The sequence below is a fragment of the Azospirillum cavernae genome, from assembly GCF_003590795.1.
Classification (GTDB): Bacteria; Pseudomonadota; Alphaproteobacteria; order Azospirillales; family Azospirillaceae; genus Azospirillum; species Azospirillum cavernae.
The window spans coordinates 1,725,708-1,747,510 of record NZ_QYUL01000001.1 but is presented as its reverse complement, the minus strand read 5'-3'; the positions used below and the strand labels follow the sequence as shown (position 1 = coordinate 1,747,510).

Below are 21,803 nucleotides of genomic sequence, written 5' to 3'. Positions count from 1 at the left end.
CTGCGTCATGTCCTGACATCGAGACTCCGGATGGTGGCAGGCGCTGTGTAATGTTGTGCGTTGTGGTGTGTTTCGCGACCAAAGGAAGAAAATGTGAGGCCGATTGTTGGATGGGGCGGCGCTGTTGTAGAGTAGGACCAGCATGACACGAACGGCTTCCTCCTCGACGCCTCCGCCATCCTCGGCCTCCTCCGGGGGTGATATGACCGTGGGCGAGGCTCTGCGGTTGGCCCTGGAGCATGAGCGTGACGGACGTCTGCATCCGGCGGAAGCGCTGGCGACGACCATTGTCGGCGCGGTCCCAAACCATTCCGACGCGTTGGCCCTGCTGGCGGCCTTGCGCTTGCGTCGAGGGGATGAGGGCGAGGCGCTTTCTTTCCTGGCGCGCGCGGTGGCCCATGCCGGGGCCGACGCGCCGTTCTTCGCCAATCTGGCGTCGCTGCTGCGCCGGGCCGGTTCGGCGCGCCGGGCGCTGGCGGCGCAACGGCGGGCGCTGGCGCTTGACCCGGCCTTCCCCGTGGCGTGGTTCAATCTGGGCAACACGCAGAGCGACGGCGGCGCTGGGCCAAGCGATGGGCCAAGCCGCGACGCTGCGGCGTCCTACGCGCGGGCGGCGCGTTTGCTGCCCCACCATCCCGACCCCTGCCGCCGTTTGGCCGAATTGCGGTTGGCGCTGGGCGAACCCGCCGAGTCGCTGGAGCTGTTCACGCAGGCCCTGCGGCTCGCCCCGGAATCGCTTCCAGCGCGGCTTGGGTTGATCGACGCCTTGCGGGCGTTGGGACGGATTGATGGGGCGTTGGCCTTGTGCCGAACGGTTCTGGCCCTGCGCCCGGAGTCGCCGGAGGGCTTGACCAATCTTGGCGCGTTGCTGGTCGATGACGGGCGGGAGGGCGGCGTTCCCCCGTTGCGTCGTCTGACTCGTTTGCGCCCGGACGACGCGGTGGGGCGTCTGGCCTTGGGCGAGGCGTTGGCCCGCGCCGGGGCCGCCGACGCGCAAGCGACGCTGAGACGGGCGCTGGCCTTGCGCCCCGCCGACTCGCGCAGCCTGCGGGTGTTCGGTGGTCGGCTGTTCGACGACGGTGACGACGCCGGGGCGGCCTTGTGGCGTCGGCGCGGCGCGGCGCTGGACGGGGCGCCGTCGAGCCGGGTGGCGGTCTTGCGGATTCAACCCTCCCACCAGGCGACCGGGGCGGCGCACCAGCGCGTGTCTCCGCTGCGGGAGATGGTTGTGGACACCGGCACGGCGCGCTGGGGCGAGATCACCTATCGCCTGCCCGAAAGCTTCCTGACCCGCGTCGATGAAGCGCTGGTCCACCCCCACAATTTCACGGTGGAGACGCCGGACGGCGCCCTTCTGCTCGACGGGTTGCACGCCTATTCCCGCAGCAGCCTGACCATGCTGCCGCACGTCGTCGATCACAGCGGCGATGACCGGCTGTTGGTCGATCTGCCGTCAGCCGTGGAGCGGGTGGAGGAGGAGGCGATTTTGCTGGGCGGCGACGGCAATTTCGCCCATGGCGCGCTCGATTGGGCCTCGAAGCTGTGCGTCTTGGACCAATTTTCCCATTTGTCCGGCTTGCCGGTCCTGGTCTCCGCCGCCTTGCGGCCGGCGGTGGTCGAACTGTTCGGCTTGCTGGGCCTGTCGGCGGAGCGCCTGATCCGGGTGACGCCGGGCGCGGTTCTGTCCTGCCGTCGGCTGTGGCTTCCGTCGCTGACCCACCAATTCCAATACATGGCGCCGGAGCATCTGGCCTTCCTGCGCGGGCGGCTGGGGATTCCATCAACCCCGCGCGCGTTGGGACGCGGTCGCCGCCTGTACCTGACCCGCGCCTCGGCGGGCTATCGCGGGCTGGTGAACGAGGAGGAGGTCGCGGCGCTTCTCGCCGCCGAAGGCTTTGAGGCCTATGTCCCCGACGGACGGTCGATGGCTGAGCAGATCGCCGTCTTCGCGCAGGCCGAGGCCATCGTCGCCCCCATCGGTGGCGGCACGGCGGCGGTGGCCTTCGCGCCGCCGGGAACGCGGGTGCTGGAACTGACGCACGAACGCTGCGTTCTGCCGCAATACGCCATTCTCTGCGCCCTGCTGAAACAGCCCTACGAGCAAATCATCGGCACGGCGGCGCGCAATCGCGGCGGTCTGCTCTTTGACTGGGATTTTTCCGTTCCCGTTCATCAGATTTCCGTTATGCTGCGTCTGCTCAATAGTTCGAAACAAAATCAGTAACCGTTTCGTAACAAGAGCTTAGTCATCTCTATTGACATAGGTCATTGGGCGGTGGTGTGCGGTGCGGTATCTGTGGCGCGTCGCCAAGCGCCGCTTTGCGATCAGCGCCAGTCTTCGGACGCTGCCGGTTCCGGCTTTCCGGAATCCAAGAATGAGGGTCTCGGCCAAACCAGGAACCGGGATCGGGAGGATACGGCCAACACACGGTCGCGATCCTTTTAGGAGTTTGAGATGGACACCGCCCCCGCCGACCTCGCGACCGATCTCTATGGCCGCAGCGGCATCGAGCAGAACGGCAACAACGGCAGCACCATGATCGAAAACGTCACGTTCGAGGAAATCCACGTCGGCCAGCAGGCCAGCCTGTCGCGGCGCCTGACCATGTCCGACATCGAGCTGTTCGCCACGGTGTCCGGCGACCTCAACCCGTCGCACATCGACGAGGGGTATGCGGCGGACGGGCGGGTGGTCGGCCATGGCATGTGGTCGGCGTCCCTGATCTCCGCCGTGCTCGGCACGCTGCTGCCGGGGCCGGGAACGGTCTATCTCGGCCAGGATTTGAAGTTTCATCGCCCGGTGATGCTGGGCGACGTCATTTCCGTGACCGTCACCGCCAAATCCAAGGACAGCGGGCGCAAGACGGTGGTGTTCGACTGCCTCGCCGCCAACCAGGACGGCAAGCCCGTCGTGACCGGCGTCGCCGAGGTGATCGCGCCCACCGAGAAGGTGTGCCGCGCCGCCGCCGAACTGCCGCAAGTTCAGGTCATCCGCCACGATGGTCATGAGCTGATGCTGAAGAAGTGCGAGGAGCTGCCGCCGGTCCCGACCGCCGTGGTGCACCCGTGCGATGAAAGCTCGCTGCGCGGCGCGGTCGAGGCGGCGGAAGCCGGTTTGATCGACCCGGTTCTGGTCGGGCCGGAGTCGAAGATCCGTTCGGTGGCGTTGGCCAACGGGTTGGACATTTCCCGTTACCGCATCATTGACGTCCCGCACAGCCACGCGTCGGCGGAAACCGGCGTTCGGCTGGCCCGCACCGGCGAATGCGAAGCGGTGATGAAAGGCTCCCTGCACACCGACGAGCTGATGGGCGAGGTGGTCCGCAAGGAAACCGGCCTGCGCACCGGGCGGCGGTTGAGCCATGTGTTCGTGATGAACGTCCCAACCTATCCGCGTCCGCTGCTCATCACCGACGCGGCGATCAACATTTATCCGACGCTGGAAGACAAGGTTCACATCGTCCAGAACGCCATTGATCTGGCCATTGTTCTGGGCGTTCCGGTGCCGCGCGTCGCCATCCTGTCGGCGGTGGAAACCGTCAATCCCAAGATCGCTTCGACCATCGAAGCGGCGGCGCTGTGCAAGATGGCCGACCGGGGCCAGATCAAGGGCGGCATCCTCGACGGCCCGCTGGCCTTCGACAACGCCATCAGCCGCGAGGCGGCGATCACCAAGGGCATCACCTCGGACGTGTCGGGCAAGGCCGACATCCTGCTGGTTCCCGATCTGGAAGCGGGCAACATGCTGGCCAAGCAGTTGTCGTTCCTGGCCCACGCTGACGCGGCGGGCATCGTGCTGGGCGCGCGCGTGCCGATCATCCTGACCAGCCGGGCCGACAATGTGCGGACCCGTCTGGCGTCCTGCGCGGTCGCGGTTCTGGTGGCGGCCTCGCGCCGGGCCACCGCCGCGCTGGCGGCGGAATAAGGAGGGGACGCGATGCCGAAGGCGATTCTTGTCATCAACGCTGGCTCCTCCAGCTCGAAATTCTCGGTCTTCCGCGACAGCGGGCAGGGCGATCCGGCGATGATCATCACCGGCCAGATCTCCGGCATCGGCACCGAGCCGGTGTTCGAGGCCAAGGACGCCCAGCGTCGGCCGCTGGCCTCCAAAAGTTGGGCCTTCGGCGAGCCGACCGACCGCAAATCCCTGTTGAGCTTTCTGCTGGATTGGATCACGGAGCGGTTGGAGGGGGCGACGTTGGTCGCCGCCGGCCACCGCGTCGTGCATGGCGGCTTGCTGTATTCGGCTCCGGTGCTGTTGACCCCGGCGGTGCTCGACGCCTTGGAGGGGTTGGTGCCGCTGGCCCCGCTGCACCAGCCGCACAACCTCGCCGCCATCCGGGCGCTCGCCGAATCGCACCCGGACTTGCCGCAGGTCGCTTGCTTCGACACCGCGTTCCACCGGGGCCAGCCCTGGCAGGCGGGCATGTTCGCCATCCCGCGCGAGCTGATGGACGAGGGCGTGCGCCGCTATGGCTTCCACGGCCTGAGCTATGAGTACATCGCCCGGCGCTTGCCGGAAATCGCGCCGGAACTGGGCGATTCCCGCGTCGTCGTCGCCCATCTGGGCAGCGGCGCCAGCATGTGCGCCATCCATGGCGGGCGCAGCATGGACAGCACGATGGGCTTCACCGCGCTGGACGGCCTGCCGATGGGCACCCGTTGCGGCAACATCGACCCCGGCGTTCTGATCTATCTGATGCGTCAGAAGGGCATGGACGCCGGCGCCCTGGAAAAGCTGCTCTACAACAAGTCGGGCCTGCTGGGCGTGTCGGGCGTGTCGAACGACATGCGCGTTCTGCTGGACAGCGCCGATCCCCACGCGGAAGAGGCCGTGGAGCTGTTTTGCTTCCGCATCGCCAAGGAAACCGGCGCGCTGGCCTCCTCAATGGGTGGAATCGACGCGCTGGTCTTCACGGCGGGCATCGGTGAACGCTCGTCCCCCGTGCGGACGCGGGTCGGCGACAAGCTGGCGTGGCTGGGCGTGCGCATCGACGAGGCGGCGAACGCCGCCAACGCGACGCTGATCTCCACCCCCGACAGCCGCATCCCGGTCTACGTCATCCCGACCGACGAGGAACGGATGATCGCGCTGCACACCCGCAACGCGCTGGCTGGCAACGCTTTTCCCCCTCCCTAACCCTCCCCCGCTTGAGCGGGAGAGGGAACCACGCCGCGCTTTGGCAAGGTTCCTGGCCCCCTCTCCCGCTGCAAAGCGGGGGAGGGCCGGGGAGGGGGCAAGACCGTAAGCGACGCTTCCGCGTGACCGCCGCCGCTCACACCGCCGCGCGGAACGTGACCACCACCCGCAGGCCCGGCCCGCCATTCGCCCGGTCTTGCAAGGCGATCTCGGCCCCCAGACGGTCGGCCAGCGCCCGAACAATCGCCAGACCCAGCCCGCTGCCGCTCCGCGCCGTGTCCGCCGTTTGCGGCAGGCGGAAGAAGCGCTCGAACACGCGGTCGCGTTGCTCGGCGGGAATGCCGGGGCCGTCGTCCTCCACCTCCAGACGCGGCCCGTCGGCGGGGCCGGACACCCGCACCGTCACCGACCCGCCGGGCCGGTTGTAGCGGATGGCGTTGTCGATCAGGTTGGCCAGCAATTCCCCCACCAGCACCGGGTTGCCCTGAACCCGCAGGGCGTCGCTGTCGGGCGCGGCGTCGAACAGCACCTCCACGCCGTTGGCCAGCGCGGCGGGCACCTGTTCGGCGGTGATTTCCGCCGCCGTTTGCGCCAGATGGGTCGCTTCGGCGGGGGCGGGAATCGGGCTGTCCTCGTCGGCGCGGGCGAGGGCCAGAAGCTGCGTCAACAGCCGCTCCAACCGCCGCACCGCGCCGTCCACGTCGTCCAGCGCCGCGCGCCCCTCCGGCGTGTCGGAGCCATGGCGGCGGACGAGCGCCAGATGGGTGCGCAGCACGGCCAGCGGCGTGCGCAATTGGTGGGAGGCGTCGGCGGTGAAGCGGCGCATCGCGCCGATGGATTGGTCAAGCCGCTCCAACAGCCCGTTGATGGCGACCACCAGCGGCAGCGCCTCACGCGGGACGACGGCCAGCGGCAGGGGAACCAGCGCCATGGCGCCGCTGGCCGACCGCGCGTCGATCACCCGGCGCAGCCGCAACAGCGGGGCCAAGCCCCGACCGACCGCGCCCCACACCAACAGGCCGCTGCCGCCGACCAGGGCCAGCTCCAGCAGGGTCAGCCACAGCAGCAGATTGATTTCCAGCGCCCGGCGGCCTTCGGTGGTTTCCGCCACCTGCACCAGAACCGGCTGGCTTTCGCCGTAGAGCCGCCGGGCTTGGGCGGCGATGCGCACCGGATGGCCGTGATACTGGTCGTCGCGGAATTGGGTGACGCTCAAGGGCAGGGCGTCGGGGTCCAGCGTCGGCAAATCGAGATAGCCGGTGACGATGCCGCCGCGATGGGCGACGTTGTAATAGATGTTGTCGCGCGCCTGACTCTCCAACATGCCGAAGGCGACCGCCGGCAGATCCACCGTCACCGCGCCGTCGTCGTCGCCCACCGCCAACCGCTCGGCGATGGCCAGCACCGATCCGGCGAGCACCCGGTCGTGGGTGGATTGGACGAAGCCATGGATCAACGCCGCCCCGCCCACCCCCAAGCCGACCGCCAGCGCCACCAGCGGCGCCAACAGCCGGGTCAGCAGGCGGCGGCGCAGCGAGGGCGCGCGGCGCTCCCGGCTGGTCGGGTCGCTCATCCAGGGATTTCCATCAGATAGCCCAGACCGCGAATCGTGCGGATTTGCGGGCCGTCCGGTTCCAGCTTTTTGCGCAAGCGGGCGACATACAGCTCGATGGCGTTGGGGGCCACCGGCTCGTCAAAGCCGAACACCTCGCCGGACAGCCGATCCTTTGGCACCACCTTCCCGGCGCGGATTATCAGCCCTTCCAGAACCGCCAACTCCCGCTTGCGCAGATCGAGCGCCCGCCCGTTCACCGACGCGCTGGCGGTCGAGCGGTCGTAGCGCAGGCCGCCGCAGACCAGCTCCGGCGTCGGTAATCCCTGGCCCCGGCGCATCAGGGCGCGGACGCGGGCCTCGAACTCGGCGGGTTCAAAGGGTTTCAGCAGATAATCGTCGGCGCCGAGATCCAGCCCCTTCACCCGGTCGGCCACCGCCTCGCGCGCGGTCAGGATCATCACCGGCACGGTGGAGCCGCGCCGCCGGATGCGGCTCAGCACCTCGAACCCCGACAAATCGGGCAGGCCGAGATCCAGAATGACCAGCCCATAGGGTTCGCTCTGTTCCGAACGCACCGCCTCTTCGCCGGAGGCCTCATGATCCACCGCGTAACCGGCCAGCTTCAGCGAGCCGACCAACCCGCGCGCCAGCGCCGCGTCGTCCTCGACAATCAGGATTCTCATGCTGCGGCGAGCCTCCCCCCCCCTTATTGCGCGTCCCGGTTTTTGCGCCCGGTTTTTGTGCCGGGTCATCCGTTCGCCAAACAATTTTTACCCGCGACAGATTGGCGACAGGTTGACCGCCTATAGTCGCTTGTAAGTCCAACCAACCCCGCCCGCAACGGAACAATCGCCCCGGTCACAGGGGCCGCCCGCGCGCCGGACAACGAAGCGTTCGTGGAGAGGAAAAAGAGATGAGCCGCAAGTTCGCCCTTCTGGTCGCCACCGCCCTGACCATCGCCAGCCCGCTGCTGACCGCCGCCGCCGTGCAGGCGCAGAGCGTTCCCGCCGGATACGATCCCGCCTACGCCAAGATCATTGAGGCGGCCAATCAGGAAGGCGCGCTCAGCATCTATTCGGCGACCGACGCCGCCGCCGTGTCAGAGCTGCTGAAGGGATTCGAGGCGCTCTATCCCAAGATCAAGCTGGAATACGCCGACCAGAATTCGACCGAGATGTACAACCGCTTCATCAGCGAGGCCGCCGCCAACAGCGGCACCGCCGATCTGATGTGGTCCTCGGCGATGGATCTCCAGATCAAGCTGGTGAATGACGGCTACGCCCAGCCCTACGCCTCGCCGGAGGTCAAGACGCTGCCCGCTTGGGCCAACTGGAAGAACGAGGCCTACGGCACCACCGCCGAACCCATCGTTTTCGCCTACAACAAGCGCTTGGTCGCCGAAGCCGACGTGCCGAAGACCCACGCCGACCTCACCAAGCTGCTGACCGACAAGGCCGACGCCTTCAAGGGCAAGGTCACGTCTTATGATCCGGAGCGCAGCGGCGTCGGTTTCCTCTACATCACCCAGGACGCGCAGGCGAGCAAGAGCACCTGGGATCTGGTCAAGGCGATGGGCCAGACCGGCGTGAAGCTCTACACCTCCTCCGGCGCGATGATCGAGCGTCTGACCTCGGGCGAGCACACCATCGGCTACAACATGATCGGCTCCTATGTGCTGGAGCGGCAGAAGAAGGATCCGGCCTCCATCGGCGTGGTCCTGCCCAGCGACTACACCATCATCATGTCGCGCATCGCCTTCATCCCCAAGGCCGCCAAGCACCCGAACGCCGCCAAGCTGTTCTTGGATTATCTGCTGTCCAAGCCGGGGCAGGAGGCGATGGTCGCGCGCTACATGGGGTCGATCCGCACCGATCTGGCCCACATCAACCCGACCGCCGACATGCCGGAAGCCATGCTGCGCCCGATCCATGTCGGGCCGGAGCTGTTGACCTATCTGGATCAGGTCAAGCGCCTGAAGTTCCTGAAGGATTGGCAGAAGTCCCTGCAAGGGAAGTGAGATTGCCCCACCGCGCCCTCTCCCGCTCCGGGAGAGGGAAGGGACCCGCCGCGACGCGACGGGAAGGGTGAGGGGTGATTGGTCGGAAGACCGTTGATCCTTGGCTCACCCCTCACCCTCCCCATGCCGCGCATGGGCCCCCTCCCTCTCCCGAGACGGGAGAGGGCCTCTCGGCGCCCAGACTCTAAGGAAATCCCCCATGAACCGCGCCACGCGCATCGCGGTCATCGTCGCCATGGCGATCGCCGTGCTGGCCCCCATCGGGCTGGTTGTTTACCAGAGCTTTCTGGACGGGCCGTTCTTCCAGCCGAAAACCGCCTTCACCTTTTCGGCCTATGAATTCGTTCTGGACGATGAGGACTTTTACGAAGCCCTCTCCAATTCGGTCGTCATCGCCTTTGGCATGACCGCCATCGCCGTGCCGGTCGGGGCCATTCTGGCCTTTTTGATGACGCGCACCGATCTGCCGGGCCGCCGCTGGATCGAGCCGGTGATCCTGGTGCCGATGTTCGTGTCGTCGGTCGTGCTTGCCTTCGGCTTCGTCGTCAGCCTCGGCCCGGCGGGATTCGTCTCGCTGTGGGTCAAGGGCTGGCTGGGCTTCGTCCCCTGGTATCTCTATTCCAAATGGACGTTGATCGTCATCGCCGGGTTGACGCACGTTCCGCACGTCTTCCTCTACACCTCCTCGGCGCTGCGCAGTCTGGGGTCGGATGTGGAGGAGGCGGCGCGGATGACCGGAGCCGGGCCGCTGCGCGTCGCCCTGACCGTCAGCCTGCCGATGGTGACGCCGAACATCCTCTACGCCGCCGTGCTCGTGTTCTTCCTGGGCTTTGAGCTGTTCGGCCTGCCGCTGGTGCTGGGCGATCCCGAAGGCATCCTGGTGTTGGCGACCTATCTCTACAAGCTGACCAACAAGCTGGGCACGCCGTCTTACCAGTTGATGGCCGTGGTCGTCGTGGCGATCATCTGCATCGCCCTGCCGCTGGTCGCCATGCAGCGTTACCTGCTGCGCACGGCCAATCGCTACGTCTCGGTCAAGGGCAAGGCCTCGGCGCAGCGCCCGGTGACGATCGGTTTCTGGCGTTGGCCCGCCGTGGCGGTGATCGTCGGTTGGCTGGCCTTCACCGTGGTGATCCCGATCAGCGGTCTGGTTCTGCGCTCCTTCGTGTCGAGCTGGGGCGAGGGAGTCCATCTGAGCGAAGTCCTGACGCTCGACCATTTCCGCGAGCTGACGCATTTCCCCAATCTGGTGCGCGGCATCGTCAACACTCTGTTGATCGCGTCGGTCGGCGGCGCGCTGTCGGTCGGCGTCTACACCGCGCTCAATCTGGCGGCGCACCGCTGGCAATCGGGCTGGACGCGGTTGATGGATTATCTGGTGCTGCTGCCGCGCGCCATGCCGGGTCTGGTGGCGGGTCTGGCGATCTTCTGGGTCTTCCTGTTCACCCCCTTCCTGTCGCCGATGCGTCAGACCATGGTCGCCATCTGGGTCGCCTACACGCTGGTGTGGCTGGCCTATGGCATGCGGCTGGTCAGCGGCGCCCTGTTGCAGATCGGGCCGGAGTTGGAGGAGGCGGGCCGCGTCGTCGGCGCCTCGGCGGGTCGGGTCAGCCGCGACCTCACCCTGCCGCTCATCAAGGTTGGCCTGATTTCAAGCTGGCTGCTGATTTTCATCACCTTCATGCGCGAATACTCCACCGGCGTTTATCTGCTCAGCCCCGGCACCGAAGTCATCGGCTCGTTGCTGGTCTCGCTCTGGGGATCGGGCGCCGTGGACCTCGTGACCGCGCTCTCCACCGTCAACATCGCGATGATCGGCTGCGGGTTGCTGCTGATGTCGCTCTTCGGGAAACGCTCCCATGGCTAAGCTCACCATCGACGATCTGCACCTGTCCTACGGCAGCAACCACATCCTGAAGGGCATCACCGCGACCTTCGCCCAGGGCGAGATCGTCGCCCTGCTGGGGCGGTCGGGCAGCGGCAAGACCACGCTGCTGCGCTCCATCGCCGGGCTGGAAGAGCCGTCCAAGGGCGCCATCACCATCGGCAACTCCCCCGTCTTCGACGGCGCCGCCGGTCTGAACGTGCCGTCGGAAAAACGCGGCCTGGGGCTGGTCTTCCAGTCCTACGCGCTGTGGCCGCACAAGACGGTGTTCGAGAACGTCGCCTATGGCCTGCGTCTGCGCAACGTGCCCAGCGCGGACATCGCCCAGCGCGTCGCCGCCGTGTTGGAAGGCGTCGGCCTTGGCCATCTCGGCGACCGTTACCCGCACCAGATGTCGGGCGGCCAGCAGCAGCGCGTCGCCCTGGCCCGCGCCCTGGTCTACAACCCGCCGGTCATCCTGCTGGACGAGCCGCTGTCCAACCTGGACGCCAAGCTGCGCGAAGAGGCGCGGATCTGGATCCGCAGCCTCATCAAGCGGATGAACCTGACCGCCGTCTTCGTCACCCACGATCAGGTGGAGGCGATGGCCATCGCCGACCGCATCGTTCTGCTCGACGGCGGGCGCATCGTGCAGGCGGGCACGCCCGAACAGCTCTACACCGAGCCGGTCAGCCTGTTCGCGTCCGAATTCATGGGCACCAACAACCAGATCAAGAGCCGGGTGCAGGACAAGCGCGGCGGCTACGCCCTGATCGACCTGTCGGGCTTCCCGCTGTGGGGCAAGGATCGCGGCGGCAAGGCGGTGTCGGAGGACGCCACCGGCGTCATCCGGCTGGAGCAGGTTTCCGTGGTGGACGGCGAAGGCGAGAATTGCGTGAAGGTCGAGTTGGAAACCTCCCTCTATCTCGGCAGCCAGTGGGAGCATGTCTTCCGCTGCGGCGACCTGACCCTGCGCACCTTTGGGCGGGCGCTGGCGCCGGGGTCGCACTGGCTGCATCTGCCGCCGGAACAGCTCTGGGTGTTTTGATCCGTCACACCTGTGTCTGATCGCCGCAGCCCGCGATCCGCATCCCCATCACGGGGCTGCGGTCGCGGGCTGCGACGTTTTAGGAGTCGCCCCAATTTACGGAGCGTGATTGTTTCCCTACTAAGCTGTATGCGACGGCAATCAGTTCACTGTTTGCGCGCAGGCAAAGGCTTGGAAATCAGGGGAGGCGTTCATGGTCACGCTCACGCTCCGCCAGAGGTTGGCGGTTCTTCCGATATCCTTTGCGCTCGCGCTGCTTCTGGTGGGCGGAGGGGCCGCAGGCAGCCTGTTCTTCGCCGCGCGGGCGACCGACGAGGTGATCGTGATTGGCGAGGCGCTGTCGAATCACCAGCAAGGCGACATGATGCACGACGCCTTGCGGGCCGATGTGTTGGCCGCCTTGCTCGCCGGGCCGCAAGCCTCCCCCGACACGCGGGCCGAGTTGCAGCGGGAGTTGTCGGAGCACACCGACAGTTTCCGGGCTACCTTGCGCGCCAACAGCGCGCTTTCCCTGCCCAAAACGGTTCAAGAGGCGGTGTCCGGCGTTGTGCCGGCGTTGGATGACTACATCCGCGCCGCAGAAGGCATGGTGGTTTTGGCGCTGACCGACACGGCCAAGGCCAACGCCGAGCTTCCACGCTTTGTTGAGATTTTCACCGCGTTGGAGGACCGCAACGAGGCGGTGTCCACGCTGATTCTGGCCGAAAACCGCAACCGCGCGGCGCGGGCCTCGGCCTTTGGCGGCGAGACGATTGAGTTGGTCGGCGCGGTCACTCTGTTGGCGCTGATTGGGGCCACGCTGTTGACTCGTCATGTTGGCCGATCCATCAGCCGTCCGCTCAACGCCGCCATCCAGGGCATTGAGGCGATTGGCGCCGGACGGCGCGACATCGCCCTGTCCTATCCGGTGGATGACACGATTGGCCGGGTGGTCGGCGCGGTGATGACCTTGCAAGAGCAGGCGATGGCCTTGGACGCCGCGCGCGACCGTTCCAAGACCAATCGCGATGAGGAACGCCGGAAGATGGCGGCGCTGGAGGAGGCGACCAACGCCTTCACCCGGCAGGTTGAAACCATTGTGCAGACCCTTGGCGCGACCGGCGGTCAATTGCACGCCACCGCCGATTCCATGGCCCGCAGCGCCGCGCACGCCAGCGCCGAAATCAACGACGTGCGCAGCCATGCGGAGCGTGCGGCGACCACGGTGCGCGGCGGAGCCGCCGCCGCCGACAGTCTGGGCGCGTCCATTGGCGAGGTCGGACGGCACACCGGCGACGCTGCGCGGATGAGCGCCGAGGCCGTCAGCCGAGCCGATGAGGCGACCCAGCGGATCCATGAATTGTCTCAGGCGTCGCTGCGGATCGGCGACGTGGTGGGGCTTATCACCAGCATCGCCAGCCAAACCAACCTGCTGGCGCTGAACGCCACCATTGAAGCGGCGCGGGCGGGGGAGGCGGGCAAGGGCTTCGCCGTGGTCGCCAACGAGGTCAAGAGCCTGGCCAACCAAACGACGCGCGCGACGGAGGACATCCAGGCCCAGATCGCCGGGATCCAGGACATCGTCCAGCGCACCGTCCAGGCGATGGGCAGCGTCGCCAGCACGGTGGAGTCGGTGCGTGGAACCGGCGCCACCATCGCCGACGCGGTCAGCCGCCAGACCGACGCGACTCATGGCATCGTCAGCGCCATGACCGAGGGCGCGGCGTCCGTCACCATCGTGGTCGAGCATCTGGGCGGCGTTCACGACACGGTGGTCGCGACGGATCGCGCCGCCGCCGATCTGGCGGTCGCGGCGGCGCAATTGAACACCCAGATGACGGCGCTGCGCGCGGAGGTCGATGGCTACACCCACGCGGTCAAGGCGGGATAAGCGGACAAACCTCTATGGGCGTGATTGCGAATCGCCGGTCGCGCCGTTACACAAGGGGCCAGACCTGCGGGCCAACCCGCATTCCCCGCTGCCCGGAGCCATCCCAGCATGTCAAGCCTTCCCGATCAGGCGACCATCGCCGCCACCGCCGCCAAGATCCTGCTGGAAATCAAGGCGCTGCATTTCAACGCCGAGACGCCCTTCATCTTCACCTCGGGTTGGGCCAGCCCGGTCTACACCGATTGCCGCCGCATCGTGTCCTTCCCGCGCGCCCGCAAGGCGCTGATGGACTTCGCCGTGGCGACCATCGAGCGCGAGATCGGCTATGAGGCCATCGACGCGGTGGCGGGCGGCGAGACGGCGGGCATCCCGTTCGCCGCCTGGATCGCCGACAAACTCGAACTGCCGATGCAGTATGTCCGCAAGAAGCCCAAGGGCTTTGGCCGGAACGCCCAGATCGAAGGGCTGTTGACCGAGGGCCAGCGCGTTCTGCTGGTCGAGGATCTGGCGACCGACGGAAAGAGCAAGGAAAACTTTGTCACCGCCCTGCGCAACGGCGGCGCCCAGGTGACGGACACCTTCGTGATCTTCCATTACGGCATCTTCCCGCAATCGAAAATCAACATGGACGCCATCGGCGTCCGCCTGCACGCGCTGTGCACCTGGTGGGACGTTCTGAAGGTCGCCCGCGAGAACCAGTATTTTGACGAGAACACCCTGAACGAGGTCGAGAAGTTCCTGAACGACCCGGTCGGCTGGTCGGCCGCCCATGGCGGCAAGTCGAGCATGAGCTGAGGGCTTGCGGGCGGTTGGGGGTGGCGGCGCCATCCCCAACCGCCCGCAGCGTTTTGAAAAATCTGTCTCCGGGCTAAGCGGTCAGCCCTTCAACGCCGCCGCCAGCGCGGCTTTCAGCGTGGTGGTCGGGCGGCCGATCAGCCGGGCGAGCGCGCCGCCGTCGTCGAACAGGCCACCCTTCGACGCCCCGACATCCGAATCGGCCAGCAGCCCGGCGAAGCCCTCCGGCAGCCCGTGCTGGACGAGCAGCGCCGCATAGTCGGCCTGCGGCAAATCGCGGTAGGCGACGGGCTTGCCGCCGACCTCGGCCAGGGTCGCCGCCCATTCCGCCATGGTGAAGGCGTCGTCGCCCGCCAATTCGTAAATCTTGCCGCCTTGATCCTCGGTCGCGGTCAGGACCGCCGCCGCCGCCGCCGCGTAATCGGCGCGGCTCGCCGCCGCGATCCGACCCTCCCCGGCGCTGCCGAAAACAAGGCCATGCTCCAGGGCCGGGGCGATCACCCCGAAGTAATTTTCCAGATACCAGGAATTGCGCAAAAGCGCGAAGGGGACGCCCGAATCCGCCAACGACGCCTCGGTCTGCACATGCTCGACGGCCAGCCCCAGGGGGGAGCGGTCGGCGTGCAGAATGCTGGTGTAGGCGATCAGGCCGACGCCCGCATCCTTCGCCGCCGCGATGACGTTGGCGTGCTGGGGCAGGCGTTGCCCCACCGCGTTGGACGAAATCAGCAGCAGACGGTCGATTCCGGCGAAGGCGGCGGCCAGCGTGGCGGGCTGCTCGTAATCGGCGGCCCGGACCTCCACCCCACGGGCGGCGAGGTCGGCCAGCTTGGCGGGATCGCGCACCGCCGCGACGACGCGCGACGGCTCGACGCGCTCCAGCAGCGCCTCAACGACAAGACGGCCAAGCGCGCCGCTGGCGCCGGTGACGAGAAGGCGGGGGCTGTGTGACATGGGAACGCTCCAATCTGGTCTCAATCCGATGATTGGTCTAAGATAGAGACTGTTTCGCGTCGGCAGAAGGAGGCAACTTTTCGTGTCCAGGTTATCAAAAGGGAACCTCCTGCCGCAGACAGCGCCAACCCCCTGGGCCACTCTGGGACCGGCCTCGATCAACCAGGGGCAATGCCCCGTCCGCGATGTGCTGGATCACATCGGCGACAAATGGACCGCGCTGATCGTCCTGACGCTGAAATCCAGCCCCAGCCGTTTCAGCGCGCTGCACCGGGCGGTGCCGGACATTTCCAAGCGGATGTTGACGCAATCCCTGCGCAATCTGGAGCGCGACGGGCTGCTGTCCCGCCACGTCTTCCCAACCAAACCGCCCGCCGTCGAATACCGTCTGACCCCGATGGGCCAATCCTTTTTGCGCCATCTGGAAAGTCTCGTGGCCTGGGCGGAAGAAAACCACCCGGCGGTCCGCGAAGCGCGCCTGCGTTTCGAGGCGGCGAACGACGAGGGGTGATTGGGCGTCGAGTCTCCCTCTCCCGTTTCGGGAGAGGGAAGGGGCCTGCCGCGAAGCGGTGGGAAGGGTGAGGGGTGATCCAAGGAGCCATGCGGTTCCGGCCTCTCGGGCCACCCCTCACCCTCCCCACTTTGTGGGTCCCCTCCCTCTCCCGGAGCGGGAGAGGGCGAAAATCGCCAAAAGCGACACCACTGGGCGTCCACCGTCAACCGCTCGACAGCCCCGCCAACCAATGCCATTCATGGTTCCATGAGCCAAGCCCTGCGCACAGCCGATAACGGCGACGACCTGGAAACGGAACAGCTTCGCGCTGCGGTGGCTGAGGCGCGCGCGGAGGTCCAGCGCGGGGACGTCATCCCGCATGATCGGGTCCGGGAATGGCTGCTGGATCTGGCGCAAGGCAAAAAGGCGACGGCCCCTCGCTCGTGAAGGTTTTGTGGTCAGCCCCGACTGTGACGATCCTTCGTGTTTGGCATGGCAAGCTGTTGGCGTAAGCGGCGCCAGCGGGGGATCCCTCATCAGCCCGGCAGATAGCGCTTGATCGTCGCCAGAAGGGTGAGCGCCGAGCTGTTGACCCGATCATCCATCCCGACGGATCGCACCGATGCGGCGACCTTCGCCTTGCCGTCGGCGGCGCCGTCGGTGATGGCGAACAGATGGGCGCCGTCCTGCGACGCTGTGTCGGTCAGGCCGCCCAGCGCGCCCGTCTTGACGCGGTTCAAGGTTCCCGCCGTCGCCGGGTCGCCGGATTTCAGGGCGACCAGGGTCTGTTTGTCGGACGGAATGGCCGCGCTGCGGTCGAACGCAAGGTCCATGCGCTTGCCAAAATCGGGATCGCCGACCGTGGTGACGCTCAAACCGAAGAGGCCGGTTTGCGATTGGCTGTCCACCTCCTGCGTGTCGTCGCTCAACAGGCCGTGATCCTTTAGAATTTGTGGAATCTCCGGCTTCACCAGCCCGTTTTCTTTGGCCAGCGAGTCCATCATGGCGTTCGCGGCCCCGCCGGTCGTCAGGCTCATGTTGTCCGGCAAGCCAAATTTTTCCCGAACCAAGCCGCTGAGCTTTTCCGCGTAGCGGCTGCTCTCTTCGGTGTAGCGCTGCATGGCGGGAATGATTTTATCCATGTCTTTGACGGCGGCGGCGGTGCTGGGGTTTGTCGGCGCCCCCGTCGCGAAGGCCGTTGGACTGAGATCGACGCTCAAGGCCCGGCTGGCCTGGTCCGACAGGACGACGGTGTCAACCGGATTGGCTGAACGGCTGGCGTTGGTCGTCGCCTTGGTCAATGGCGAGGAAGCGGTAGCGCCCATGAGTTGCCGAGCGGCGGCGCCCCCCTGAATCGTGGATCCGCCATTCGCGAGTTTCGACACGTCCATTTGGCTGCCGCCCGTTGCAGAGAATGTCAAAAGCAAGAATTTGACAGAAAAGCGCGTCTGTCAAACAAATACGCGGCGTTCTTAAACAATTTGTGGCGTTGTTTTGCTTAGAAATCTAATCGTTTCGATGGTGATGGAGTGTGGTTGCTGCGGAATATCCATGGGGTCTTGTCAATTATCGCGTTGTGATTTCCCGATGATCGAGATTGAAAATGACGGCTGAGTTTGGCTCCGGGCGGAACGGCGCCCCGCCTTCGGCCCGGAGCGATGGTTGCAAAGCGCCCCCATCCGGTCGCCGCCCACCCGCATCCTTGACCGCGCCGCGCACGCCGCTAATATCGCGCGCCATGACCGTCTCATTCTGGATCCTTGCGTTTGGCGCGCGAATTACCGGCCCGGTTCTCTGAGGAGAGCCGGGAGACGACTCTGTATGGCCGCGTGTTCACATCAGGCAACCGCGCGGCGCTGATGCTTTTTCCAGGGATCCGACCATGACCCGCGATTACAAATCGACCGTCTTTCTTCCCCGCACCGATTTCCCGATGCGCGGCGGCCTGCCGACCAAAGAGCCGGAGCTGCTGAAGCGCTGGGCCGACATGGACCTGTTCGGCAAGCTGCGCGCCGGGGCCAAGGGCAAGAAGAAGTTCGTGCTGCACGATGGCCCCCCCTACGCCAACGGCAACATCCACATCGGCCACGCGGTCAACAAGATCCTGAAGGACGTGATCGTCCGCACCCGCCAGATGCAGGGCTTCGACGCCGATTACGTGCCGGGCTGGGATTGCCACGGCCTGCCCATCGAATGGAAGATCGAGGAGAAATACCGCAAGGCGGGCAAGAACAAGGATGACGTGCCGATCATCCAGTTCCGCGCCGAATGCCGCGAGTTCGCTCAGGAATGGGTCGGCATCCAGGCCGACGAGTTCCGCCGTCTGGGCGTCGAGGGCGATTGGAAGCAGCCCTACGCCACCATGACCTTCCCGGCGGAAGCGCAGATCGTCCGCGAAATCCACAAATTCGCCGCCAACGGCGGTTTGTACAAGGGCGCCAAGCCGGTGATGTGGTCGGTGGTCGAAAAGACCGCGCTGGCCGACGCCGAGATCGAATACCACGATCACACCTCGACCACCGTCTTCGCCCGCTTCGCCGTGTGGGGATCCTCGACCCCGGAAATCGACGATTCCAGCATCGTCATCTGGACGACGACGCCCTGGACGCTGCCCGCCAACCGGGCCATCGCCTATGGCGACGAAATCGAATACGCGACCTTCAAAGTCACCGCCGTGGCCGACGGCAGCAAGGCCGTGGTCGGCGAACGTCTGGTCATCGCCACCGCGCTGGCGGACAGCGTGTTCAAGGAGGCCGGGATCACCGAGTGGAAGCAGCTTCACCGCTTCCCCGGCGCGCGGCTGGCCGGAACCTTCTGCCATCACCCGCTGACCCGCAGCGGCTATGATTTCAAGGTGCCGATGCTGGCGGGCGGCTTCGTCACCACCGACGCCGGAACCGGCTTCGTCCACATCGCGCCCGGCCATGGCGAGGATGATTTCCATCTCGGCCAAGCCAACGGCGTCGAGGTGCCGCAGACGGTTGGCGAGGATGGCCGTTACTACGCCCATGTTCCGCTCTTCGCCGGTCTGGCCGTCTACACCGACCAGGGCAAGCCCGGCCCGGCCAACAAGGCCGTGCTGGCGGCGTTCGAGGAGGCCGGGTCGCTGCTGGCCAGCAACAAGCTCAAGCACAGCTACCCGCATTCCTGGCGGTCGAAGGCCCCGCTGATCTACCGGACGACGCCGCAATGGTTCATCTCGATGGAGACGAACGATCTGCGCAAGACGGCCTTGCAGGCGATCGCCAACACCCGCTGGGTGCCGGAGCAGGGCGAGAACCGCATCCGCTCGATGATCGAAAGCCGCCCGGACTGGTGCATCAGCCGCCAGCGCGCCTGGGGCGTGCCCATCGCGCTGTTCGTCCGCAAGTCCGACGGCTCCATCCTGCGCGATCACGACGTCTTCGCCCGCATCGCCGATGTGTTCGAGACGGAGGGCGCCGACGCCTGGTTCGCCCGCGACCCGCAGGATTTCCTGGGCGACGGCTACGACGCTGGCGAGTTCGAGCAGGTGCGCGACATCGTCGACGTCTGGTTCGAGTCGGGTTCTTCGCACGCCTTCGTGCTGGAACAGCGGTTGGAAGAGCTGGCCTGGCCCGCCGACCTCTATCTGGAAGGGTCGGACCAGCATCGCGGCTGGTTCCATTCCTCCCTGCTGGAAAGCTGCGGCACGCGGGGCCGCGCGCCCTACAACGCGGTGCTGACCCACGGCTTCGTGCTGGACGAGCAGGGCCGCAAGATGTCCAAGTCGCTCGGCAACGTCGTCGCCCCGCAGGAAATCTGCGACCAGTATGGCGCCGACATCCTGCGCCTGTGGATCATCAACTCCGACTATTCGGAGGATCTGCGGATCGGCAAGGAGATCATCAAGACCCAGGCCGACCTGTACCGCCGCCTGCGCAACACCCTGCGTTACCTGCTGGGCGCGCTGGCCGACTACACCCCCGCCGAGCGGATCGACGCGGCGCAGATGCCGGAGCTGGAGCGCTGGGTCCTGCACCGTCTGGCCGAGTTGGACGAGCTTGTGCGCGAGAAGATCGAGGCCTACGACTTCCACGCCCTGTTCGTCGCCCTGCACAATTTCTGCGCGGTGGAGCTGTCGGCCTTCTATTTCGACGTCCGCAAGGACAGCCTCTATTGCGACGCCGTCGATTCGGTTCGCCGCCGGTCGGTGCGCACGGTGATGGAGCATCTGTTCTCCGCGCTGACCGCGTGGCTGGCCCCGGTGCTCTGCTTCACGGCGGAAGAGGCGTGGCTTGCCCGACCCGAGGGGCTGACCAGCGGCGAGGGCTGGACGGCGGAAAGCGTGCATCTGCGCGACTTCCCGACCATCCCGGCCGATTGGCGCAACGACGATCTGGCCGCCAAATGGTCGGTGGTGCGCGGCGTCCGCCGCGTCGTCACCGGCGCGCTGGAACTGGAGCGCGCCAACAAGACCATCGGCTCCTCCCTGCAAGCCAACCCGACGGTCTATGTCGATTCGGCGACCAAGGCGCTGTTGGCCGACGTCGATTTCCAGGACGTGTGCATCACCTCGGCCATTGCGGTGGTTGAGGGGACGGCGCCCGACGGGGCCTTCACCCTGGCCGACGTCGCCGGAATCGCCGTGGCCTCTGGTCTGGCCGAAGGCGAGAAGTGCGAGCGCTGCTGGAAGGTGCTGCCGGAGGTTTCGACCGTCGCCGACCATCCGACGCTGTGCGTCCGGTGCGCCGAGGCGGTGGGGTAAGCGCTCGCCTGCCTTGAGACTGTGGTACCGTTGCCCCCTCCCTAACCCTCCCCCGCTTTCAGCGGTGGAGGGAACTGCCGCCGCCCTCCCGCAAGGCCCCCTCTCCCGCAACGCGGGGGAGGGTTGGGGAGGGGGAACGGCGTGGGGTTCGCCTCCACCGGAGCATCCATGACCAGCTTTCCCACCCGCCATGGCCCGTCCTACACCCGGTTCGGCTTGATCGTCGCGGCGCTTGTCGTCGCGCTCGACCAATTGTCGAAATGGTGGATCCTTGAGACGGTGATGCAGCCCATCCCGCACGTCGTCGAGGTGACGCCCTTCTTCAACCTTGTGCTGGTGTGGAATTACGGCGTCAGCTTTGGCGCCTTCGCCAGCGGCGCGGCCTATATGCCCTATGTGCTGAGCGGCATCGCCGCCGTCATCGCCGTCAGTCTGGTGGCGTGGCTGCGACAGGCCGACCGCCGTCTGATGGCGCTGGCCATCGGCTTCATCATCGGCGGGGCGGCGGGCAACGTGATCGACCGGCTGCGCTTTGGCGCGGTCGCCGACTTCCTCGATTTCCACATTGACTCGTGGCATTTTTGGGCCTTCAACGTGGCCGACGCCGGAATCAGCGTGGGCGTGGCGTTTCTGTTGCTCGACGGGCTGTTCGCGGGCCGCGAAAAGTCGTAAGAGAGTTCCTGCGCCGACCATCCGCGTGATGAACGCCACGGGACGGACGCCAAGTGACTGACGACGGAATCCGAACGTGACCAGCCTCAAGACCTCTCTCTCCTCTTCCCGGACCCTCGTCACGCTGGCGCTGGCGGCGCTGGCGCTGGGCGGGTGCAGCGAAGTGCGCCAAACCATCGGCCTTGACCGGCGCAGCCCGGACGAATTCACCGTCGTGTCGCGCGCGCCGTTGACCCTGCCGCCGAGCCTGCAACCGGCCAACCTGCCCAAGCCGCGCCCCGGCGTGGCCCGCCCGCAGGACGCCAGCCCGACCCAAACCGCCGCCAGCGCCGTGTTGGGGGGCAAGGCCGCCGCCGCGCGCGCCGCCGCCACCGGCAAGAGCGCGGGCGAATCGGCGCTGGTTGGTCAGGTCGCCGCCAAGGGCCTCGATCCCGACATCCGCACCAAGGTCGATCAGGAAACCACCCAGCTCATCGTCGCCGACAAGAGCTGGATCGACGGTTTGCTGTTCTGGCAGAAGCAGGAGCAGCCCTTCTCGGTCGTCGACCCGGCCAAGGAGCAGCAGCGCTTGCGCGAAGCCCAGGCCCAGGGCAAGCCGGTTGACGGCGCGGGCGCCCCGACCGTGGAGCGCAAGAAGAAGGCCCCGCTGGAAGGCTTGTTCTAAGCGGT

The 21,803-nt window shown here is 66.6% G+C and carries 17 protein-coding genes; 13 read left to right on the top strand and 4 right to left on the bottom strand.

All coding sequences use genetic code 11. From position 1 onward, the window contains the following. Window positions 1–202 precede the first annotated feature (202 nt). The 3 genes from D3877_RS07900 (at window position 203) to D3877_RS07890 (ending at window position 5,140) form a co-directional block, all read left to right on the top strand. Window positions 203–2,224 carry a glycosyltransferase family 61 protein gene (locus tag D3877_RS07900; RefSeq protein WP_158599809.1) on the top strand — a complete coding sequence of 674 codons (2,022 nt, stop codon included), beginning with the start codon at window positions 203–205 and terminating at the stop codon, window positions 2,222–2,224. Between the two features lie 312 nt (window positions 2,225–2,536). Further along, window positions 2,537–3,925, top strand: coding sequence for a bifunctional enoyl-CoA hydratase/phosphate acetyltransferase (locus D3877_RS07895; protein WP_119830857.1), 1,389 nt, complete (start codon window positions 2,537–2,539; stop codon window positions 3,923–3,925). Window positions 3,926–3,937: 12 nt separating this feature from the next. Then, window positions 3,938–5,140, top strand: a complete 1,203-nt coding sequence (locus tag D3877_RS07890; protein WP_119830105.1) for an acetate/propionate family kinase — start codon at window positions 3,938–3,940, stop codon at window positions 5,138–5,140. Window positions 5,141–5,276: 136 nt separating this feature from the next. On the opposite strand, the gene D3877_RS07885 is transcribed toward D3877_RS07890, so the two are convergent. Together D3877_RS07885 and D3877_RS07880 are read right to left on the bottom strand one after the other, a co-directional pair. Next, window positions 5,277–6,713: a sensor histidine kinase gene (locus D3877_RS07885; RefSeq protein ID WP_119830104.1), complete on the bottom strand. Its 1,437-nt coding sequence runs from the start codon at window positions 6,711–6,713 to the stop codon at window positions 5,277–5,279. Beyond that, window positions 6,710–7,378 (bottom strand): response regulator, encoded by a 669-nt coding sequence (locus tag D3877_RS07880; RefSeq protein ID WP_119830103.1) that lies wholly within the window; start codon window positions 7,376–7,378, stop codon window positions 6,710–6,712. The genes D3877_RS07885 and D3877_RS07880 overlap by 4 nt, the downstream gene beginning before the upstream one ends. A gap of 230 nt (window positions 7,379–7,608) precedes the next feature. Between D3877_RS07880 and D3877_RS07875 the strand changes: the two genes are divergently transcribed. The 5 genes from D3877_RS07875 to D3877_RS07855 all read left to right on the top strand — a co-directional run bounded on the left by D3877_RS07875 (window position 7,609) and on the right by D3877_RS07855 (window position 14,289). Then, complete coding sequence (locus D3877_RS07875; RefSeq protein ID WP_119830102.1) at window positions 7,609–8,712, top strand: ABC transporter substrate-binding protein; 1,104 nt, start codon at window positions 7,609–7,611, stop codon at window positions 8,710–8,712. Window positions 8,713–8,911: 199 nt separating this feature from the next. Next, on the top strand, window positions 8,912–10,579 hold the full coding sequence (locus tag D3877_RS07870) for an ABC transporter permease (protein ID WP_119830101.1): 1,668 nt from the start codon (window positions 8,912–8,914) through the stop codon (window positions 10,577–10,579). Continuing rightward, a complete protein-coding gene (locus tag D3877_RS07865; RefSeq protein WP_119830100.1) occupies window positions 10,572–11,624 on the top strand; it encodes an ABC transporter ATP-binding protein in 1,053 nt (350 codons plus the stop codon). Before D3877_RS07870 ends, D3877_RS07865 begins: the two co-directional genes overlap by 8 nt. A gap of 193 nt (window positions 11,625–11,817) precedes the next feature. Continuing rightward, window positions 11,818–13,494 carry a methyl-accepting chemotaxis protein gene (locus D3877_RS07860; RefSeq protein ID WP_119830099.1) on the top strand — a complete coding sequence of 559 codons (1,677 nt, stop codon included), beginning with the start codon at window positions 11,818–11,820 and terminating at the stop codon, window positions 13,492–13,494. A 108-nt stretch (window positions 13,495–13,602) separates the two neighbouring features. Next, the gene (locus D3877_RS07855) at window positions 13,603–14,289 is read left to right on the top strand and encodes an orotate phosphoribosyltransferase (protein WP_119830098.1); all 687 of its coding nucleotides are present in this window, start codon (window positions 13,603–13,605) and stop codon (window positions 14,287–14,289) included. 81 nt (window positions 14,290–14,370) lie between these two features. On the opposite strand, the gene D3877_RS07850 is transcribed toward D3877_RS07855, so the two are convergent. Further along, complete coding sequence (locus D3877_RS07850) at window positions 14,371–15,243, bottom strand: SDR family oxidoreductase (RefSeq protein WP_119830097.1); 873 nt, start codon at window positions 15,241–15,243, stop codon at window positions 14,371–14,373. An 82-nt stretch (window positions 15,244–15,325) separates the two neighbouring features. Between D3877_RS07850 and D3877_RS07845 the strand changes: the two genes are divergently transcribed. Both D3877_RS07845 and D3877_RS07840 read left to right on the top strand, forming a co-directional pair. Further along, a complete protein-coding gene (locus tag D3877_RS07845; RefSeq protein WP_238474775.1) occupies window positions 15,326–15,754 on the top strand; it encodes a winged helix-turn-helix transcriptional regulator in 429 nt (142 codons plus the stop codon). A gap of 249 nt (window positions 15,755–16,003) precedes the next feature. Then, window positions 16,004–16,183: an antitoxin gene (locus tag D3877_RS07840; protein ID WP_119830096.1), complete on the top strand. Its 180-nt coding sequence runs from the start codon at window positions 16,004–16,006 to the stop codon at window positions 16,181–16,183. A gap of 89 nt (window positions 16,184–16,272) precedes the next feature. On the opposite strand, the gene D3877_RS07835 is transcribed toward D3877_RS07840, so the two are convergent. After that, a complete protein-coding gene (locus tag D3877_RS07835) occupies window positions 16,273–17,061 on the bottom strand; it encodes a hypothetical protein (RefSeq protein ID WP_147395106.1) in 789 nt (262 codons plus the stop codon). 557 nt (window positions 17,062–17,618) lie between these two features. On the opposite strand from D3877_RS07835, the gene ileS reads away from it, so the two are divergent. The 3 genes from ileS to D3877_RS07820 all read left to right on the top strand — a co-directional run bounded on the left by ileS (window position 17,619) and on the right by D3877_RS07820 (window position 21,798). Then, the gene (gene ileS / locus D3877_RS07830; protein ID WP_119830094.1) at window positions 17,619–20,462 is read left to right on the top strand and encodes an isoleucine--tRNA ligase; all 2,844 of its coding nucleotides are present in this window, start codon (window positions 17,619–17,621) and stop codon (window positions 20,460–20,462) included. Window positions 20,463–20,630: 168 nt separating this feature from the next. Beyond that, window positions 20,631–21,134 carry a signal peptidase II gene (lspA, locus tag D3877_RS07825; protein WP_119830093.1) on the top strand — a complete coding sequence of 168 codons (504 nt, stop codon included), beginning with the start codon at window positions 20,631–20,633 and terminating at the stop codon, window positions 21,132–21,134. A gap of 76 nt (window positions 21,135–21,210) precedes the next feature. Next, window positions 21,211–21,798 carry a DUF3035 domain-containing protein gene (locus tag D3877_RS07820; RefSeq protein WP_119830092.1) on the top strand — a complete coding sequence of 196 codons (588 nt, stop codon included), beginning with the start codon at window positions 21,211–21,213 and terminating at the stop codon, window positions 21,796–21,798. The last annotated feature ends 5 nt before the right edge of the window (window positions 21,799–21,803 follow it).